This window comes from Shinella granuli (assembly GCF_004341885.1).
In the GTDB taxonomy this organism is placed as follows: Bacteria; Pseudomonadota; Alphaproteobacteria; order Rhizobiales; family Rhizobiaceae; genus Shinella; species Shinella granuli.
Window position 1 is genome coordinate 98935 of record NZ_SLVX01000020.1, and the last position, 17729, is coordinate 116663.

Consider the following 17729-nt stretch of genomic DNA (forward strand, 5'->3'; position numbering starts at 1 on the left):
TTTGGTCTATATATAGTAGGCCTCATCGGATTTTGCCACAATTTTACGGTGGAAAAGTTAACAAAGGTTAACGAGCCGCCTTGCCATCCCAAAACAGGGCGCATTCTTGCCACATTACGGCACAGGCCGCCGCAAGCCCAAAAACTCAACTTTTAATAGAATTACCGGCAGAACTGTTTCGCGTTCGCCGTCCAGCTTCCATAGCCTGTCGCCACCAAGTTCGCGATCACCCGGCAGACATAACGCTTCTGCGCGGGGTCATTGTTGGGACCGGCATGATAGCGCGCGACGGCCATCGTCCAGGTCTCGTGCCGGGCGTGCAGCCGCGCCAGGAAAGCTGCCGCATATTCGACATTCTTGCGCGGGTCGAACATCTCCGCAGGCGAGGAAAACTGGTCGCCGTGGAAGTGGTGGTTGATCTGCATGCAGCCGAGGTCGATCAGCTTGGCGCCGCGCGCCCGCGCCGCTTCGAATGCCTGGAGGGCATCCTGCCGGTCGCGGCCGAAGAAGGCCTTGCCCTCGATGTTCATGGCATAGGGCTGCAGCGAGCCCTTCCGGCCGGTCTCGGTGAGACCGACGGAATAGAGGATGCCGGCAGGAACATCGTATTTTGCAGCCGCGGCGAGGATTTCCCGCTCGCACGCCCCGACGGAGGCCTGGGCGTCAGAGATAGACGCCGCCAGAGCGCTGAGGCTGGCCGCCAGCAAGGCCAGGAGCGTTGTCCGACGTGGTGCCTTCATGGGATGCTCCCTCGCGTGCGAAATTGCCTGTGCCCTCTCCACTGCCGCCCTGGCGGCCATTACCACCCTCGCGGGCCTGCGGCTGGCCGGAGAACTGCTGCTGCTGGCCCTGGCTGTCGCCCTGCTGCGCATTCGCGCCCCTGTCGGCCGGTGCGAGCTGGACGCTGACCTGATCCACGGCAAAACCCTGTCCGCGCAGCGCGCGCACGATGGCGTCCCGGTCGTCGATGAGCTGGCGATAGGCCTCGCCCGTCTCAACCTGCAGCGAGACGACGAGATCGTCGCCGTGCAGGCGCAGCGTTGCCGTCACGAGGCCGAGCTCGATCGGGTGCATCTGGATCTTCAGCGTGTTGACGACCTTGCCGGTGGCCGCCGTCTCCGCATGGCTGAGCCCGCCGGTGGCGCTGAGCGAGGCCGCCCATTGCGGGTCCTGCGTGATCGCCGTCGTCATGGCCGCCGCATTGCCGGTCTGCGCAAGGCCGATATAGCGGCGCGCATCGACCACGGTCACCGTCTCGCCCTTCGGGCCGGTCGGATTGGCATCGCGGAAGGTCGCGCGATCGCCCTTGTCGGACAGGCTCATGTCGAGATCCCGCCCCTTGCCGTCGGCGCGGATCAGCCGGAAGAGCTGGTCGGCATCCGACTGCGGCACGTCGCCGGCATCCATGGCATCCGTCACATGGGTGCCATCGGCCTTGGCCGCGGCATCGGCACGGGCCTCGACCCTCACCGTTCCCTTGCCGCCGGCCTGCGCCTTCCCGTCCGGCACCGTGCCCGGCATACCGGCCTTCGCGGCCGCATCCAGCGGCATGGCATTCGGCGCGGCCAGCATTTCCAGAAGATTGCCGACATCGGACCCGGCTTTCGGCGCAGTCTCCTGCGTCGCGTCGGCCGCCACCGTGGCGTCCTCGTCCACGTCCGCATCTTCGCCACGGAGCGTGGCAGACTTGCCGTCGCGCACCTCGCCCTGCGTCCTGCGGCCCTGCCGGCCTGCAGCCTCCGGCAGGAGCGCCGCCTTTTCGTCGAAAGGCCGGTCGTCCGCTTCGGAGGCATCCACGCCGGGCTTGCCCGCGGCTTCGGTCAGCGCCGCTCCATCGCGGCGCCCGAGCTTCACGCGCGCCTGGTCAGTTTCTCCCCTGTCGTGCTCGCCACGGACGGCCGCGCCGGAAATCGACAATCGCGCGCCCTTGCGCCCGCCGTCACCCTCCCGTCCGGAAAGACTGGCGATGGCAGTGGCAAAGCCGCCCTCTTCCGAAGCGCCGGCGGCCTGGCCGTGACCAGCCTTGCCCTTTCCTGCCGCCTGCCCCTGCACGACGCCCAAAACCCCGCTACCGATGGTGCTCAACTGCCTTCTCCTTTCAAGAGCGCGTCGATTTCGTCGAGCTTGGACCTCCCGCCCGAAACGAATGTATCGAAGGCGGGGTCGATGCCCGCGCTTTCTGGCTGCTCTTTCTTTTCCTCTGCCGGCTCGACGACCGAGGCGACCGGCGTCTCTTCGATGCCCGCCCGCGGATCCATCGCCCGATCGGCGAGTTCCGTCTCGCTCAATCCGTCATGGGAGGCGTCCTCGGCCTGCCGCACGGGCTTGGCAAGATCCGCCTCGGCCGCCACGGGCACCACCGGTTCACGCAGCACTTCCTCCGCCACCGCGCGGGCCGCCGCCTTCAGGGCGCGGTCCTTGGCCGAGAGCTTGTCGTCGGGGATGGCGATGATCGATTCCATCGCCGCCGCCACGTCCCCGGAAGGGACGGAGGCCAGGCCCGAATAGAGGTCCGCCAGCACCTTCGGCACGCTCTCCCCGTCACCGGACAGCACCTGGGCGCGTTCGGCGGCAAGCGAGGCGAGCTTGTTCTTGCCCGAGATCGCCGCAAGGCGCGCCATGCGCAGATAGACCTCGCGCTGACGCGGCACGTCCATGAAGGAGAGTATCTCCAGAATGTCGTCTTCCTTGATCGCCTCGAAATGATCGACCGCCAGCTTCACGAAGAGATCCGCGAATTGGCTGGCATAGGGCGACCGCAGGTAGCGCCGCGCATAGCGGTTGGCATAGGTCATGCTCTTGTCGATCCAGCCGGCCTCGCTGGCGATGTAGATTGAGCGGCGCAGCGCCGCCTCCTCGACGATCGTGCCGGGGGCGACGAGCCGTGCCCAGTCGAAATAGGTGAGTGCCAGCGCGGGATCCTTGCGCATGACCGAATTGGCCGAGACGAGCGCGAGATAGGGGCCGACGCGCGAACGCTTGTATTCCGGGAAGATCTCCGCGAGCGACTTGACGCTCTGCGTGCCGCGGCCGCTGAGGTAGCTGCGCAGGGCATCGGTCAGGCGGGAATCGAAATGCCCGTCGACATCCTTCCTGATCAGCACTTCCAGCGTCTCGGGATTGCCGCCGCTCATAGCATAGACGAGCGCGGCGTCCACATTGCGCGGGTCGTCGAAGAGCACGGATTCTCCGGTGCGCAGCCGCTCGTCGATGGTGCTCAGCAGGAAGCGCTGCATCTCCATCGCCGAATGGTCGCCAAGCGCCACCGTGTCCTGCACATATTGCAGCGAGCGGATCATCTTGTAGGGCGCAAGATTGTCGAGGTCTTCGGCACGCGCGGGCGCGACGGCGGAAAGCACCGTGCACAAGACCGTTCCCATCAGGAGAGAGCGCCGCAAGAAGCCCATGGCGTCAGCTGCCCTCGGCCTGGATGAGGATTTCGATGCGGCGGTTGGCATCCGCCATCGGATCGGCGGGAACCTTCAGGCGACGATCGGCAAAGCCGGTCACCTGGCTCACGCGCTTTTCCTCCAGGCCGCCGCGCACCAGCATGTAATAGGCGCTCTGCGCACGATCCATGGAAAGCTTCCAGTTGTCGTTCTTGCCGCCGGCAAAGGGACGGGCGTCGGTATGGCCGCGGATGGCGATGGCACCCGGCCGGCCCTCGAGGACCTTGCCGATCTTCTCCATCGCCAGCACCATTTCGCGCTTGGGCACGGCCGAGCCGACATTGAACATCGGCGTGTCAAGCTGGTCGGTGAGGCTGACGAGCAGGCCGCCTTCGGCCGGCGTCACGCTCAGTCCCTCGGCCAGCTTGCCGAGCGTGCCGATCTCATCGGCCAACTGCTTCTTCAATTCGTCCGCCTTCTTTTCCTCGGCGGATTTCTTCTCGTCTTCCCTCGCCTTGGCGGCCTCGGCGACGACCTTTTCCGCTTCGGCCTTCGCGACCGCGGCCTTTTCCGCCTCTTCCCTGGCGAGAGCCTCCTTCACGGTGTCGTCGCTGGCAGCCGCCATCTGCTGGCTCTCGCTGCCGGCGTCCGTCGCCTGCGAGATATCGACCTGCTGGGTCCAGAAATCGGGATCGAACGGATCGCGATAGGCTTCGCCGCCATTGGCGCCGGTCGCCGGACCGGAGGTCGCCGCGCCGCCCTCGCCCTTGGCGCTGACATTTGCCTGCTGGCCGACTTCCTGCGCGATTTCCGACAGCACGGAATAGGGATTCTCGAAGAAGTTGGCCTCGGAATACTTCGCTTCCTCGCCGGCCGTCGTCTTCTCGTCCTTACCGCTTTCCGCGCCGTTGCCGCTCGCCTGCTGCTGGCCCTGTTCCTTGGACTTGTCCTGCGTCGCCTCGCCTTCGGCGCTGTTGGCCGGCTTCTTCACCGACTTGTCGGCCGGCTTGTCGTCGGTCAGCTTGATCGGGTTGAAATAGGAGGCGACCGAAGCCTGGGTCTTCTCGTTGGCGGCATTGACGAGCCACATCACAAGGAAGAAGGCCATCATCGCGGTCATGAAGTCGGCATAGGCGATCTTCCAGGCGGCCGAATGGTGGTCGCCCTCGTGGTCGCCATGGCGCTTGACGATGATGATCTCGTTCTTGCCGTGGTGGTGATTTTCGCCTTCGCTCATGCAAGCACCTTGCGTACGGTGTCAGCCCAGGCCGCCATCCGCGTTACCAGGACGGTTTCGCCGAACTCCACCGTCAAATCGACATCCTGCATCTCGACATGCCGGAAGACCGGCGCGGGTTCGTCGAAATGCGTTTCCAGTTGCTGGAAGAGGTTTGCCGGCCCCTTCACCGTTATCGTCAGGCCTTCGTCGCCCTGCAGGCCCTCGGTGATCATGCGGGCAAGGTCGGCGACCGCGCCCCGCGCCAGCACATCGTTCATCACCGGTGCCAGAACCTCGGCCGTATCGGCAGCGACACGCTCGGCCACCTCGCCCGTCAACGTGGAAAACCGCTCGGCAAGGGCGCTGGCATAGTCCCTCTCGTAGCGCGCCTTCAGGCTGTCGAGTTCGGCCTGGTGCGCCTCCTTCAGGGCCGCGATCTCGGCCTCGTGCTTGCTGCGAAGCTCCATCTCGGCCTCCGCCTTGCCATCCGCAAAGGCCTCGGCACGCTCGGCAGCCAGGTCCACCGGCGGTTCGGCCGGCGGCATGACAAAGGCCTGGGCCGCAGCGCCGCCCCCCTCCTCGCCGAAGGACGGCGGCTGGAAGGCAGGTATCTTGGGGCGCGGGGGGGCGCCGAAATCCTTGAGGTAACGAGCGAGCTGCACGCTCATCGCGCATCCTCCCGCTTCGCCGCGTGCCGGACGAACGCATGAAAGGTCCGGCGGGAACCCCGCGGACCGCTGCAACGCTCGCTCTCGAAAACACTGGAACCTGACACCACCGCTGACCCGTCTCCTCGGACACCGCACCTTCCGTGAGGCGAAAGGCACACAATCTTCCTGATCGTGCCACCGAGCCTAGGGGGTCAAACTTGTGCGAGGATGAAGATGAAAGGTGTTGGGCCGCGCCAGGGCAAATAACGCGGCCCAACCGCCCGCCTCGGCCGATGACCAACGGCCGGGGCGGAAGAGAACCTGCCTGCCCTTACTGACGGAAGAGCTGGAGGATGTTTTCGGCACTCGAATTGGCGATCGACAGCGACTGGATGCCGAGCTGCTGCTGGGTCTGCAGCGCCTTCAGGCGGGTCGATTCCTCGTTCATGTCCGCATCGACGAGACGACCGATGCCCTTGTCGATCACGTCGTTGAGGCTGGCGACGAAGCTCTCCTGCATCTCGATGCGGCTGGTGATGGCGCCGAGCGTGGATGCGGCGTTCGTCAGGTCCTTGAGGATGTTGTCGACGACGCTGATCATGTCGTCGAGAGCCTCATAGTCCGTACTGCCGTCGATCTCGATAGGTTCGCCGCTGGTCACCGGGTTCGATGCGATCAGATAATATTCCCGGGCGGTGCCCGTCGGCTCGTCCACCAGTTCATCGGCGTCGATGGCCCTGGTGAGGTAGCCGCGATCGGGCTCCTGGATATCGATCAGCACGGAATTGGCGGTGTCGAAATCGAGCGTGGCGACCTTGACGTTGCCGCTCGCGGTTCGCACGAAGGAGGCAACGACGGATTTGACGCCGAGCGCGTCCGCGCCGGAATTATAGAGCCAGTTCTCGCCGGAGAAGGATGCCGACTGGGCGGCCGAGACGAGCTGGTTCTTCAATTCCTTCAATTCGTCGTTGATCTTGTTCTTGTCGACGCCCGGCTCGCGGGCGGCCACCAGCTTCGCCTTGATCTCGCTCATCACCTCGATGACGTTCTCGAGCGCCGTGTAGGCGGTGTCGACCTTGGCCGCGCCGAGGCCGAGGGCGTCGGCGACGGTCGAGATGGCGCGGTTGTCGGAGCGCATGGTGGTCGCGATCGACCAGTAGGCGGCATTGTCGGCGGCGGTCTCGACGCGCATGCCGGACGAGACGCGCCCCTGCGTGGTTTCAAGTCCGTTGTCGATGGAACGAAGGGTCTGCAGCGCCGCCATGGCGGCGGAGTTGGTCAATATGCTGGTCATTGGCACTTGCCCTGAAAAAGGAATTGTCGGGGGACATGCCGGAGTGAGGCGGGGACCGGTAACGACGAAGCGGCTTCATGCATCCGGCGCCGCTCGTTTGCCCTGGGCGCCAGTCCATCGTTCTTAACAAAGGGTTAATGGCGAATGGTTAACAAATGGTTAACAGGCTTGGGCGCATCGGAAGAAAAGTGAAGATAACGTTTATTTTCCAAAGCCAGTTTTCGCAGTCAGCCGGAAGATCCGACGCGGGGGCTCAACCCGCCCCCTTTCGGCAAGCTGCCTCACAACCGCCGTGCTTTGCCGCCGGGACAGTGCCTGTCGGAGCATCGGCCGGGATGGGATACAACCTGAGCTGCGCGCCTGTTAACCCAAAATTAAACGCTGCCGATTAGAACTTTACGTGGTCGAAAAGGGCTGGCTGGGGCAATTTTTCTGCCCGGCGCTGCCTGCCCTGAAAAAGCATAGCCAATGCATGGCATTTGCGACCGATGGCGTAGGGATCGGGGCTGGTTCAGCTCCGCGCATGATGCCCTTCCAATGCGCTGGCTCGTTCGAGCCATGTTTCATGTGACATTGTTTTCGTCCAACCGGACGTCCGGACCGTTGGCGCCGTCGATGGCGCTCGACCGAGCGGTACACGGCGGGTGCTTTGCGCGCCTGGGGACCCGAGGAGAAGAACGAACCTCTTCCCGCACGGTCGGTGGAACGAAAACGACGTTTGTCATCCGCTAACACAAGGGCGCGCGTCCATGACTTCAATCATTACCAATCTGACTCCGAGCCAGATCCGGAACCTTTCCACGAGTGCGATCCAGCTTCTCAACACCGAGGATGTCGCGGCGCTGACCTCGGAAAAGGTCGCAGCGCTCAGCGCTGCCCAGCTCAACGCCTTCCAGTCGAGCAGCCTTCTCTCCTTTACCTCGGAGCAGATCGGCTCGATCGCCGTCAAGTCCATCGCCGGCCTCAGCGCCGCCCAGATCTCGTCCCTGACCTCCGGCCACATTGCAGGCCTCAAGGCCACGCAGGCAGCGGCTCTCACCAGCGCCCAGGTCGCGACCTTCACCACGGATGAAATCGCCGTGCTGAACTCCGCGCAGATCGCGGCCCTCGGCTACCAGGTCTTCACCACCATCGATTCCGCCGAACTGGCACTGTTCACCACCGATGAGCTCGGCGCCATCAATGCCAAGGCGATCGCCGGCATCAGCACGGCAGCGCTCGCGGGCATCGCATCGTCCAGCATCGCCGCCCTCGGCACCGGCCAGATCGCCGTCCTCTCCAGCGCCCAGCTCAACGCGCTCTCCAGCGGCCAGCTCGGCGCCCTCAGCACCGGCCAGATCGCCGGCCTGACGGCAAAGCAGGTTGGCACGCTCTCCACGACGCAGATCGCAACCCTCAGCACCACGCAGATCGCATCGCTGTCCAGCGCGCAGATCGGCGCTCTCACCAGCGGCCAGGCTGCGGCGCTCTCGACGGGCCAGATCGCGGCCCTCTCCGCAACGCAGGTCGCCGGCCTCAGCGCTGCCGCTCTCAAGACCCTCGATTCGGCGGAAATCGCCCTCTTCACCACGGATGAACTGGCCGCCATCAACGCCAAGGCCTTCTCCAGCCTCGATGCCTCCGCCCTTGCCGGCATCGCATCGGCCAGCATCGCGAGCCTGAACAGCGCCCAGATCGCAGCTCTGAGCAGCAGCCAGGCAGCGGCCCTGTCGACGGACCAGATCGCAGCCCTGACCAGCTCGCAGGTGGCCGCGCTCAGCGCCGCCGCCCTGAAGACGATCGATTCGGCGGAACTGGCCCTCTTCAGCACCGATGAGCTGGCCGCCATCAGCGCCAAGGCCATCGCCGGCCTCGAAACCGCGGCGCTTGCCGGCATCACGACGGCCGCCATCGCAGCCCTCGACAGCAAGCAGATCGCCGCCCTCTCCAGCACCCAGCTCAACGCCATGTCCACCGGCCAGGTTGCTGCCCTCGGCACCAGCCAGCTTGCCGGCCTGAGCGCCAAGCAGTTCGCGACCCTCAACAGTGCACAGGTCGGCGCCCTCGGCACCGGCCAGATCGCCGGCCTGTCGAGCGCCCAGATCGGCGCCCTGACCAGCAGCCAGGCAGCAGCCCTGTCGACCGGCCAGATCGCTGCGCTCAACAGCGCGCAGGTCGGAGCACTCAGCGCCGCTGCCCTGAAGACCATCGACTCGGCCGAGCTGGCGCTGTTCAGCACCGATGAACTGGCCGCCATCAACGTCAAGGCCCTCGCCGGCCTCGAAACCGCGGCGCTTGCCGGTATCACGACGGCCGCCATCGCCGCCCTCGACAGCAAGCAGATCGCCGCCCTCTCCAGCATCCAGCTCAATGCCCTGTCCACCGGTCAGGTTGCGGCTCTCTCGACCGGCCAGCTCGCCGGCCTGAGCGCCAAGCAGGTTGCCACGATCGGCTCGGCACAGATCGCAGCCCTCGGCACCGGCCAGGTCGCCGCCCTGTCGAGCGCCCAGATCGGCGCCCTGACCAGCGCCCAGGCAGCAGCCCTGTCGACGGACCAGATCGCAGCGCTCACCAGCTCGCAGGCCGCAGCGCTCAGCGCCGCTGCCCTCAAGACCATCGACTCGGCGGAAATCGCCCTCTTCAGCACCGATGAGCTGGCAGCCATCAACGTCAAGGCCCTTGCCGGCCTCGAAACCGCAGCTCTCGCCGGCATCACCACCGCTGCCATCACCGCCCTCGACAGCAAGCAGATCGGTGCCCTCACCAGCACCCAGTTCAATGCCCTGTCCAGCGGCCAGCTCGCAGCCCTGACGACCGGCCAGCTCGCCGGCCTCAGCGCCAAGCAGGTTGGCACGATCAGCTCGGCTCAGATCGCTGCCCTCAGCACCGGCCAGATCGCTTCGCTGGGCAGCGCCCAGATCGGCGCCCTGACCAGCAGCCAGGCAGCAGCCCTGTCGACCGGCCAGATCGCAGCGCTCACCAGTTCGCAGATTGCAGCACTCAGCGCCGCAGCCCTCAAGACGGTCGATTCGGCGGAACTCGCCCTGTTCAGCACGGATGAACTGGCCGCCATCAACGTCAAGGCCCTTGCCGGCCTCGAAACGGCGGCACTCGCCGGCATCACCACCGCCGCCATCGCAGCCCTCGACAGCAAGCAGATCGCCGCCCTCACCAGCACCCAGCTCAATGCGCTCTCCAGCGGCCAGGTCGCAGCCCTCGGCTCCGGCCAACTTGCCGGCCTGAGCGTCAAGCAGGTCGCCACGATCGGTTCGGCACAGATCGCAGCCCTCGGCACCGGCCAGATCGCCGGCCTGTCGAGCGCCCAGATCGGCGCCCTGACCAGCGCCCAGGCAGCAGCCCTGTCGACGGACCAGATCGCCGCCCTGACGACCTCGCAGGTCGCCGCGCTCAGCGCCGCTGCCCTGAAGACCATCGACGCGGCGGAACTGGCGCTGTTCAGCACCGATGAGCTGGCAGCCATCAGCGCCAAGGCCCTCGCCGGCCTCGAAACCGCAGCGCTTGCCGGCATCACCACCGCCGCCATCGCAGCCCTCGACAGCAAGCAGATCGCTGCCCTCACCAGCACCCAGCTGAACGCGCTGTCCACCGGCCAGCTCGCAGCGCTCTCGACCGGCCAGCTCGCCGGCCTCAGCGCCAAGCAGGTCGCTACGGTCAACAGCGCGCAGATCGCTGCCCTCAGCACCGGCCAGGTCGCTTCGCTGGGCAGCGCCCAGATCGGCGCCCTGACCAGCAACCAGGCGGCAGCCCTGTCGACGGGCCAGATCGCTGCCCTCAACAGCGCACAGGTCGCAGCGCTCAGCGCCGCCGCCCTGAAGACCATCGACTCGGCGGAACTTGCCCTGTTCAGCACCGATGAACTGGCCGCCATCAACGTCAAGGCTCTCGCCGGCCTCGAAACCGCGGCGCTTGCCGGCATCACGACGGCCGCCATCGCCGCCCTCGACAGCAAGCAGATCGCCGCCCTCTCCAGCACCCAGCTCAATGCACTCTCCAGCGGTCAGGTCGCAGCCCTCGGCTCCGGTCAGCTCGCCGGCCTGAGCGCCAAGCAGGTTGCCACGATCGGCTCGGCACAGATCGCAGCCCTCGGCACCGGCCAGATCGCCGGCCTGTCGAGCGCCCAGATCGGCGCCCTGACCAGCGTCCAGGCAGCAGCCCTGTCGACGGACCAGATCGCAGCCCTGACGACCTCGCAGGTCGCCGCGCTCAGCGCCGCTGCCCTGAAGACCATCGACTCGGCCGAGCTGGCTCTGTTCAGCACGGATGAGCTGGCTGCCATCAACGTCAAGGCTCTTGCCGGTCTCGAAACCTCGGCGCTTGCCGGCATCACCACCGCGGCCATCGCAGCCCTCGACAGCAAGCAGATCGGTGCCCTCACCAGCACCCAGCTGAACGCCCTGTCCACCGGCCAGCTCGCAGCGCTCTCGACCGGCCAGCTCGCCGGCCTCAGCGCCAAGCAGATCGCTACGGTCAACAGCGCGCAGATCGCGGCCCTCGGCACCGGCCAGATCGCCGCTCTCGATGCCAAGCAGATTGCGGGTCTGACCGGCGGCCAGATCGGGGCTCTGTCGACGACCCAGGTCGCCGCCTTGACCAGCTCGCAGATCGCAGGTCTCAGCGCAGCCGCCATCCAGGCGATGAGCTCGGACGGCATCAAGACCTTCACGACCGACGAAATCGCTGCAATCAGCCTGAAGGCCCTGCAGGGTCTGGCCACCGAGGACATCGCAGCCCTCGGCTCCGCCCAGATCATGGCCCTCAAGGCCGAGCAGATCGCGGCCATGAACACGGCACAGGTCGAAGCCGTCATCCAGGCCTACGCCTCGATCTAACCCCGACATGCGGCGGCGCGGTCCATATCGCGCCGCCGTTCCTTCTTCCGCCCCCGACGGCGACCCTTCCTTCGCGCAAAACGATCAGCCCGACGCAAGTCAACTCCGATAGCAAGGCAGACGAGCTCCCTTCGAGCCGTTCAACAGCCCGGCCAGCAGGCCCCCTTGCCGCAGGATGTCATGACCGTCAGCACTCCCATTCTCGCCGATCCCGCCGCTTCGTTCCTCAACATCCTCGGGCGGGCCCGCAACCAGCAGCTCTCGCTGACCGAGCTGTTCCAGATGACGGAAAGCCTGACGGCGGCCGGGGCGACGGCACAGGCGGGCGAACTCTACAAGCTCTGGATCGCCTTCAACGACAGCAACCCGCTGCTGCATCTTGCCTATTTCAACTATGCGGTCTCGCTCTCGAAGGCCGGCGATGCCGCCGGCGCGCTGCACGCCCTGCGCGCCGCCGTGCGCATCAACCCGCAGTTCGGCCAGGCCCATATCAATCTCGGCAGGACGCTGGAGGACTGCGGGCTGACCGGCCAGGCCGTCCAGCAATGGCGCGTCTATGCCGATGCGACCGCCGACGTCACGCCGGACAGGATCAACAACCGCCTGCTCAGCCTCCAGCATATCGGCCGCGTTCTGGAAGGCACCGGGCATCTGGAGGAAGCCGAGGCCGCCCTCTGGCAGGCCATGGAACTGCAGCCCTCGCGCCCGGAGGCCGCGCAGCACTGGATCTCGCTGCGCATGCGCCAGTGCAAATGGCCGGTCTTCACCCCTTCTCTCCATGTCACGCCGCGCCATTTCATGGATGCGACCTCGTCCATGACGATCGCCTGCTATACGGACGATCCCATTTTCCACATGGCAAAGGCTCATCGCTACTGCCGCACGAATGTCGGCCGCCCCGCCGATCTTGCGGCCTTCACACGCAATCCGGTGCGGCAGAGGTCGGGAACCGGGCAGCGGCTGCGCATCGGCTACCTCTCCTCGGACCTGCGCCAGCACGCGGTCGGTTTTGCGCTCAGCGAAGTGCTCGAATTGCATGACAAGGCGAGTGTCGAGGTCTTCGCCTATTATTGCGGCGACCCGGCGCCCCTCGACCAGACCCAGGCCCGCATCAAGCTGGCGGTCGACCACTGGCGCGACATCGACACGCTCAGCGACATCGACGCCGCCCGCCAGATCGCCGCCGACGAGATCGACGTGCTCGTCGACGTCAACGGCTATACCCGCAATGCCCGCACCAAGATCTTCGCCTACCGTCCGGCACCCGTCATCGTGAACTTCTGCGGCTATCCCGGCACCATGGCGAGCCCCTACCACCAGTACATGATCGCCGACGAACGCATCGTGCCGCCGGAAAACGAGATCTACTACACCGAGAAGGTCCTGCGCATCGCCTGCAACCAGCCGGTGGACCGCAAGCGCGCGGTCTCGCCGCGCCCGACGCGCGCCAGCGTCGGCCTGCCGGAAAACGCCTTCGTCTTCGCAAGCTTCAACGGCATGCAGAAGATCACCGCCGCCTGCTTCGGCCGCTGGATGGCGATCCTGCTGGCAACGCCCGGCAGCGTGCTGTGGCTGCTCGCCGGCGACGACAGCGTCAACGAGCGCCTGAAACAGCTCGCGGCACAGAACGGGGTCGCGCCGGAGCGCATCATCTTCGCCGGCAAGGCGCAGAATCCCGACCATCTTGCCCGCATCGGCCTTGCCGATCTCTTCCTCGACACCTTTCCCTACGGCGCCCACTCCACCGCGGCCGACGCCATCACCCAGGGCCTGCCGGTGCTGACCATCGCGGGCAAGAGCTTCGCCTCGCGCTTCTGCGCCAGCATCGTTTCGGCCGCCGGCATTCCCGAGATGGTCTGCGCCGGCCCGGACGACTACGTGCACAAGGCCGTCGCCTTCGCCCGGAACCCGGCGAGCCTTGCGGCGGTGAAGGATTCGCTGCAGCGCCAGCGTGAAACCTGCGCGCTGCGCGACATGCCGGGCCTTGCCCGCCGCCTTGAAGAGCTGTTCTGGCAGATGCAGGGCGATGCCGAGCGGGGGGAAACGCCCGTGCCCGACCTGCGCAATCTCGACGTCTACTACGAGGTCGGCGCCGAGCTTGCCGCCGCCGGCATCGAATTCGAGGACGACGAGGCCTACCGGCAGCGCTACCGCGCGGCGCTTGCCGGCCTCGATGAACACGCACCGCTCTGGCACGACGCCCGCCTCTGGCCGGCGCCGGCCGCCTGACCGCTCCGGCCCGCCCGCAACCCGAAGTTCTGAATGACGAGGACAACATGACCCCCGTAATCCTGGTGACCTTTGCCGGACGGCAGAAGCGGATGGAGATCCTCACCCAGTATGTCCGCCGGGCGATGGACCTCGGGATCATCGACGAGTGGCACATCTGGGACTTCACCCGCTCGGCAAAGGATCATGCCTGGGTGAGCCGGGAATTCGGCCCGGTGCGTTACATGGGCGCGAAAGTGCCCTACCAGCCGGTCGGCAGCGTCTCGCGCCAGGCCGCGTTCCGCACCAGCGCCCGCATCCGGCACGACCTGCACATCACCCTCACCCCACACGACCGCCCGAACGACCATTATGAATTCGTGGTCGGCGGCTGGAAGAACACCCATTCGGCGCTGCGCAAGATCCCGCGCGAGAAGCTGGAGAACCCCGAGCGCGGCGACGACACCAATCTGTGGAGCGCGCCGACGCCCGGCGTGCTCTCCCCCGGCCGGCCGAACGATGTCGTGCTGTCGCTCGACGCGGCCGGCGTGCCGACGCTGCGCGTCAACGGCGTGACCATCGGCAGCTGGCCGGAGCTCGACATTTCCGCCGGCGCGAGCGTGCGCATGCGCGGCGGCTGGGGTGCGGACCTCGAGCTTTGCGATGCCGGCGCGGCCACGCGGCGCTATATCGGCAATCCGGGCGATCAGATGCCCTACTGGCAGGCCTACGATTATTACGCCACGCGGCTGGAGGCCTTCTCCGACGCGGTGTTCCTGAAATGCGACGACGACATCGTCTATCTCGACATCGACGAACTGGACGGCTTCATCCAGTTCCGCCGGAACAATCCGCATTACTTCGTCGTCTCGGCCAATGTGGTGAACAACGGCGTCTGCGCCTATTTCCAGCAAGCGGCCGGTTCCATTCCACCGGGCGTCGGCCATTTCGAACTGCCGCCGGGCGGCTTCGGCGGCAGCCTCTGGGAGAGCGCCGAGCGGGCCGTGAAGCTTCACGACTTCTTCCTCGACCAGGGCGGCAGGACGCTTGCCCTTCCGACCAGGGTCGTCGACTGGACGGAGCGGCTGTCGATCAACTTCATCGCCTGGCTCGGCCGCGATCTCGCGCACATGGCCCTGCCGCGGGGCGACGACGAACACGCGCTCACCATCGGCGTTCCGAAGCTCCTGCAGCGGCCGACGGCGATCTACTCGGATTTCACCGTCAGCCACCTGAGTTTCGGCCCGCAGGAGCGCGGCTGGGACCCGAGCCCGCTCATCGAGGCCTATGAGGCACTCATGCGCGAGCGCCTCTTCCCGGCAGTGGAGAAGCCCCAGTTCGCCCTGCGGATGGCGGGCTGAGGACCGGACTCCATGGGTGTAAAGGAAAAAATCCTCGTCGTCGGCGCCGGGCTTTCCGGCGCGGTCATCGGCCGCGCGCTTGCCGAGGCGGGCCATGCGGTCGAGATCGTTGACAAGCGGGACCATATCGGCGGCAACTGCCACACGGAGCGGGACGAAGCGACCGGCGTGATGGTGCATGTCTACGGGCCGCATATCTTCCACACCGACGACAGGGAAGTGTGGGACTATGTGAACGGCTTCATGACCTTCATGCCCTACAAGAACCGCGTGAAGGCGACGAGCGGCGGGCAGGTCTATTCGCTGCCGATCAACCTGCACACGATCAACCAGTTCTTCGGCAAGAGCTTTCGCCCGGACGAGGCCCGCGCCTTCCTGGAGGAACAGGCGGACAAGACGATCACCGATCCGCAGACCTTCGAGGAACAGGCGCTGCGCTTCGTCGGGCGCGACCTCTACGAGGCCTTCTTCAAGGGCTATACGCAGAAGCAGTGGGGTTGCGCGCCGACCGAGCTGCCGGCCTCGATCCTGAAGCGCCTGCCGGTGCGCTTCAACTACGAGGACAACTATTTCTTCCACAAATACCAGGGCATGCCGGAGACCGGCTATACCGAGATGATCGCGCGCATCCTCGATCATCCGAACATCACGGTGGCGCTCGAAACCGGCTTCCGCCGCGGCGAGAAGGCCGGCTACGGCCATCTCTTCTATTCCGGCCCGCTCGACGGCTATTTCGACTACGAGCTTGGCCGGCTCGGCTACCGCACGCTCGATTTCGAGCGTTTCACCTATGAGGGCGACTACCAGGGCTGCGCGGTGATGAACTACGGCGACGTCGCTATCCCCTATACCCGCATCACCGAGCACAAGCATTTTTCGCCCTGGGAGACGCCCGCGGGCTCGGTCTGCTACCGCGAATTCTCGCGTGCCTGCGAGCCGGAGGACATCCCCTACTACCCGATCCGCCTCGTCGAGGAGAAGGCACAGCTCGCCGACTATGTCGTGCGCGCCGAACAGGAGCAGGGCGTCACCTTCGTCGGCCGCCTCGGCACCTACCGCTATCTCGACATGGACGTGACGATCCGCGAGGCGCTCGACACCGCACGGCTCTACCTCGCCCGTCGGGCCGAGAATGCCGCGATGCCCACCTTCCTGCACGCGCCGCTCTGAGGCCACAGCCAAAACGGAAGAAGGCCCCGGATGAACCGGGGCCTTCTGAGACCTTGGAGTGATCGGTCGCCCTGCGATTAACGGAAGAGCGTGAGGATGCTTTCCGAAGCCGAGTTGGCGATCGACAGCGACTGGATGCCGAGCTGCTGCTGCGTCTGCAGCGCCTTAAGGCGGGTCGATTCCTCGTTCATGTCCGCATCGACCAGGCGACCGACGCCCTTGTCGATGGATTCCGTCAGCTTCTTGACGAAGTCTTCCTGCAGGCCGATGCGCATGGCGATCGAACCCAGGTCGGCAGCGGCGCTAGTCATCGTCTCGAGCTGATCATCGATATACTGGATCATGAAATCCAGAGCGTCGGCTTCAGTAAAACTACCACCCATCGCGGTTGCAACGTCATCCAACTTCGTGATGTCGAGGTTGTAAGCGGAGAACCCAGCATCTGCGTTGACAACGTTCGTCGGTAGATCGGCAGTATCGACGAAGTAGTCAGTGGAACCATCGTTGTAGGCAACAGCCTGACCAGTCGTCGGCGCAGTCGCGGTCAGTTTCACCCACTTGTCTTGTCCGTCAAGACGCAGGTACTCTACAGTGCCCGCATTATCAGCAACAGTTTGATTGGTCGTCGTATTTGTCGTGAAGGTCAAGCCGAGCGTGAGCAGCTCGTTCGTGCTATAACCCTTAACGGCAGGCGACGAAGCGACGCCATTGATCGTGATGTCGACATTAACGCCATCCGTGCCATTGTATTGCGCCTGGGCGTCAAGAATGCCCGAGCCATACGTCGTCAACGGCGTGTTGTTCGTCGAGTCAAAGAGAACAGTCTTATCGTCAAGCGTGTAACCGATCTTCTTGACCGAGACGTTGCCGTTGTCATCACGAACGAAGGAGCCGACAACGTCTTTGACCTCTGCGGCCCCGGCATCAGCCTTCAGCCAGTTTTCTCCAGAGAAAGATGCCGCATCAGCAATGCTCTTCAGCTGATCCTGAAGCTGAGCGATTTCTTCCTGAACCTTCGCCTTATCAACGCCGTCTTCGGTTGCAGCAACCAGCTTTTTCTTGATTTCCTTGACTACTTCGATAGCCGATTCCATACCCGCATAAGCGGTATCAACCTTGGCAGCACCGAGGCCGAGGGCATCCTGAACGGCGGAGAGCGCCATGTTGTCGGAGCGCATGGTGGTCGCGATCGACCAGTAAGCAGCGTTATCGGCAGCACCGCCGACGCGCAGGCCCGAGGAAACGCGGGCCTGTGTTTCTTCCATACCGGAGCTAATAGAACGCAGGGTCTGGAGCGCGGACATGGCCGCGACGTTGGTGAGGATGCTCGTCATTGAATAAGTGCCCCTTGATTGGCTGAATGAGAAGGGACATTCCGGATTTCACCGGGGAGTGGCAGTCAGCATCATGCTTGCCAAATCCTTGATTATTCAGGGATTGGCTCGCCACTTCGATGCTCCTAACTAATGCCAACATAGTTAACGCTTTGCTAAAAGCGCAGTTTTTTTGCGCGAGTGTCAACGGCGGAGTAAAAACCGGCCACGGGGCGGAGCAAAAGTCGGCCACTGCGGCGCCGGCCTGAGACCGCCGGGAGGGCTTAAGCCCGAGC

11 protein-coding genes are annotated in these 17729 nt (G+C 65.2%); 4 read left to right on the forward strand and 7 right to left on the reverse strand.

Features of this window, described 5'->3' with window-relative positions; translation table 11 throughout:
- Window positions 1–161: 161 nt before the first annotated feature.
- From EV665_RS24385 to EV665_RS24410, 6 genes are all read right to left on the reverse strand, one after another.
- A complete protein-coding gene (locus tag EV665_RS24385; protein WP_064328893.1) occupies window positions 162–740 on the reverse strand; it encodes a transglycosylase SLT domain-containing protein in 579 nt (192 codons plus the stop codon).
- Window positions 664–2085, reverse strand: a complete 1422-nt coding sequence (fliK, locus tag EV665_RS24390; protein WP_133036030.1) for a flagellar hook-length control protein FliK — start codon at window positions 2083–2085, stop codon at window positions 664–666. Before fliK ends, EV665_RS24385 begins: the two co-directional genes overlap by 77 nt.
- On the reverse strand, window positions 2082–3380 hold the full coding sequence (gene motC, locus EV665_RS24395) for a chemotaxis protein MotC (RefSeq protein ID WP_133036031.1): 1299 nt from the start codon (window positions 3378–3380) through the stop codon (window positions 2082–2084). Before motC ends, fliK begins: the two co-directional genes overlap by 4 nt.
- Window positions 3381–3411: 31 nt before the next feature.
- Window positions 3412–4626, reverse strand: a complete 1215-nt coding sequence (locus tag EV665_RS24400) for a MotB family protein (protein WP_133036032.1) — start codon at window positions 4624–4626, stop codon at window positions 3412–3414.
- Window positions 4623–5276 (reverse strand): hypothetical protein, encoded by a 654-nt coding sequence (locus EV665_RS24405; RefSeq protein WP_133036033.1) that lies wholly within the window; start codon window positions 5274–5276, stop codon window positions 4623–4625. The genes EV665_RS24400 and EV665_RS24405 overlap by 4 nt, the downstream gene beginning before the upstream one ends.
- 313 nt (window positions 5277–5589) lie before the next feature.
- Window positions 5590–6552, reverse strand: coding sequence for a flagellin N-terminal helical domain-containing protein (locus EV665_RS24410; RefSeq protein ID WP_133036034.1), 963 nt, complete (start codon window positions 6550–6552; stop codon window positions 5590–5592).
- Window positions 6553–7301: 749 nt separating this feature from the next.
- Here EV665_RS24410 and EV665_RS24415 point away from each other — a divergent pair.
- From EV665_RS24415 to glf, 4 genes are all read left to right on the forward strand, one after another.
- Window positions 7302–11381, forward strand: coding sequence for a beta strand repeat-containing protein (locus EV665_RS24415; protein ID WP_133036035.1), 4080 nt, complete (start codon window positions 7302–7304; stop codon window positions 11379–11381).
- Window positions 11382–11561: 180 nt separating this feature from the next.
- Window positions 11562–13610 carry an O-linked N-acetylglucosamine transferase, SPINDLY family protein gene (locus EV665_RS24420; protein ID WP_133036036.1) on the forward strand — a complete coding sequence of 683 codons (2049 nt, stop codon included), beginning with the start codon at window positions 11562–11564 and terminating at the stop codon, window positions 13608–13610.
- A 47-nt stretch (window positions 13611–13657) separates the two neighbouring features.
- Window positions 13658–14950 carry a DUF6250 domain-containing protein gene (locus EV665_RS24425; RefSeq protein WP_133036037.1) on the forward strand — a complete coding sequence of 431 codons (1293 nt, stop codon included), beginning with the start codon at window positions 13658–13660 and terminating at the stop codon, window positions 14948–14950.
- Window positions 14951–14962: 12 nt separating this feature from the next.
- The gene (gene glf, locus EV665_RS24430; protein WP_133036038.1) at window positions 14963–16120 is read left to right on the forward strand and encodes a UDP-galactopyranose mutase; all 1158 of its coding nucleotides are present in this window, start codon (window positions 14963–14965) and stop codon (window positions 16118–16120) included.
- Window positions 16121–16197: 77 nt separating this feature from the next.
- Here glf and EV665_RS24435 read toward each other — a convergent pair whose 3' ends face one another.
- Window positions 16198–17454: a flagellin N-terminal helical domain-containing protein gene (locus EV665_RS24435; RefSeq protein WP_133036039.1), complete on the reverse strand. Its 1257-nt coding sequence runs from the start codon at window positions 17452–17454 to the stop codon at window positions 16198–16200.
- Window positions 17455–17729: the final 275 nt, after the last annotated feature.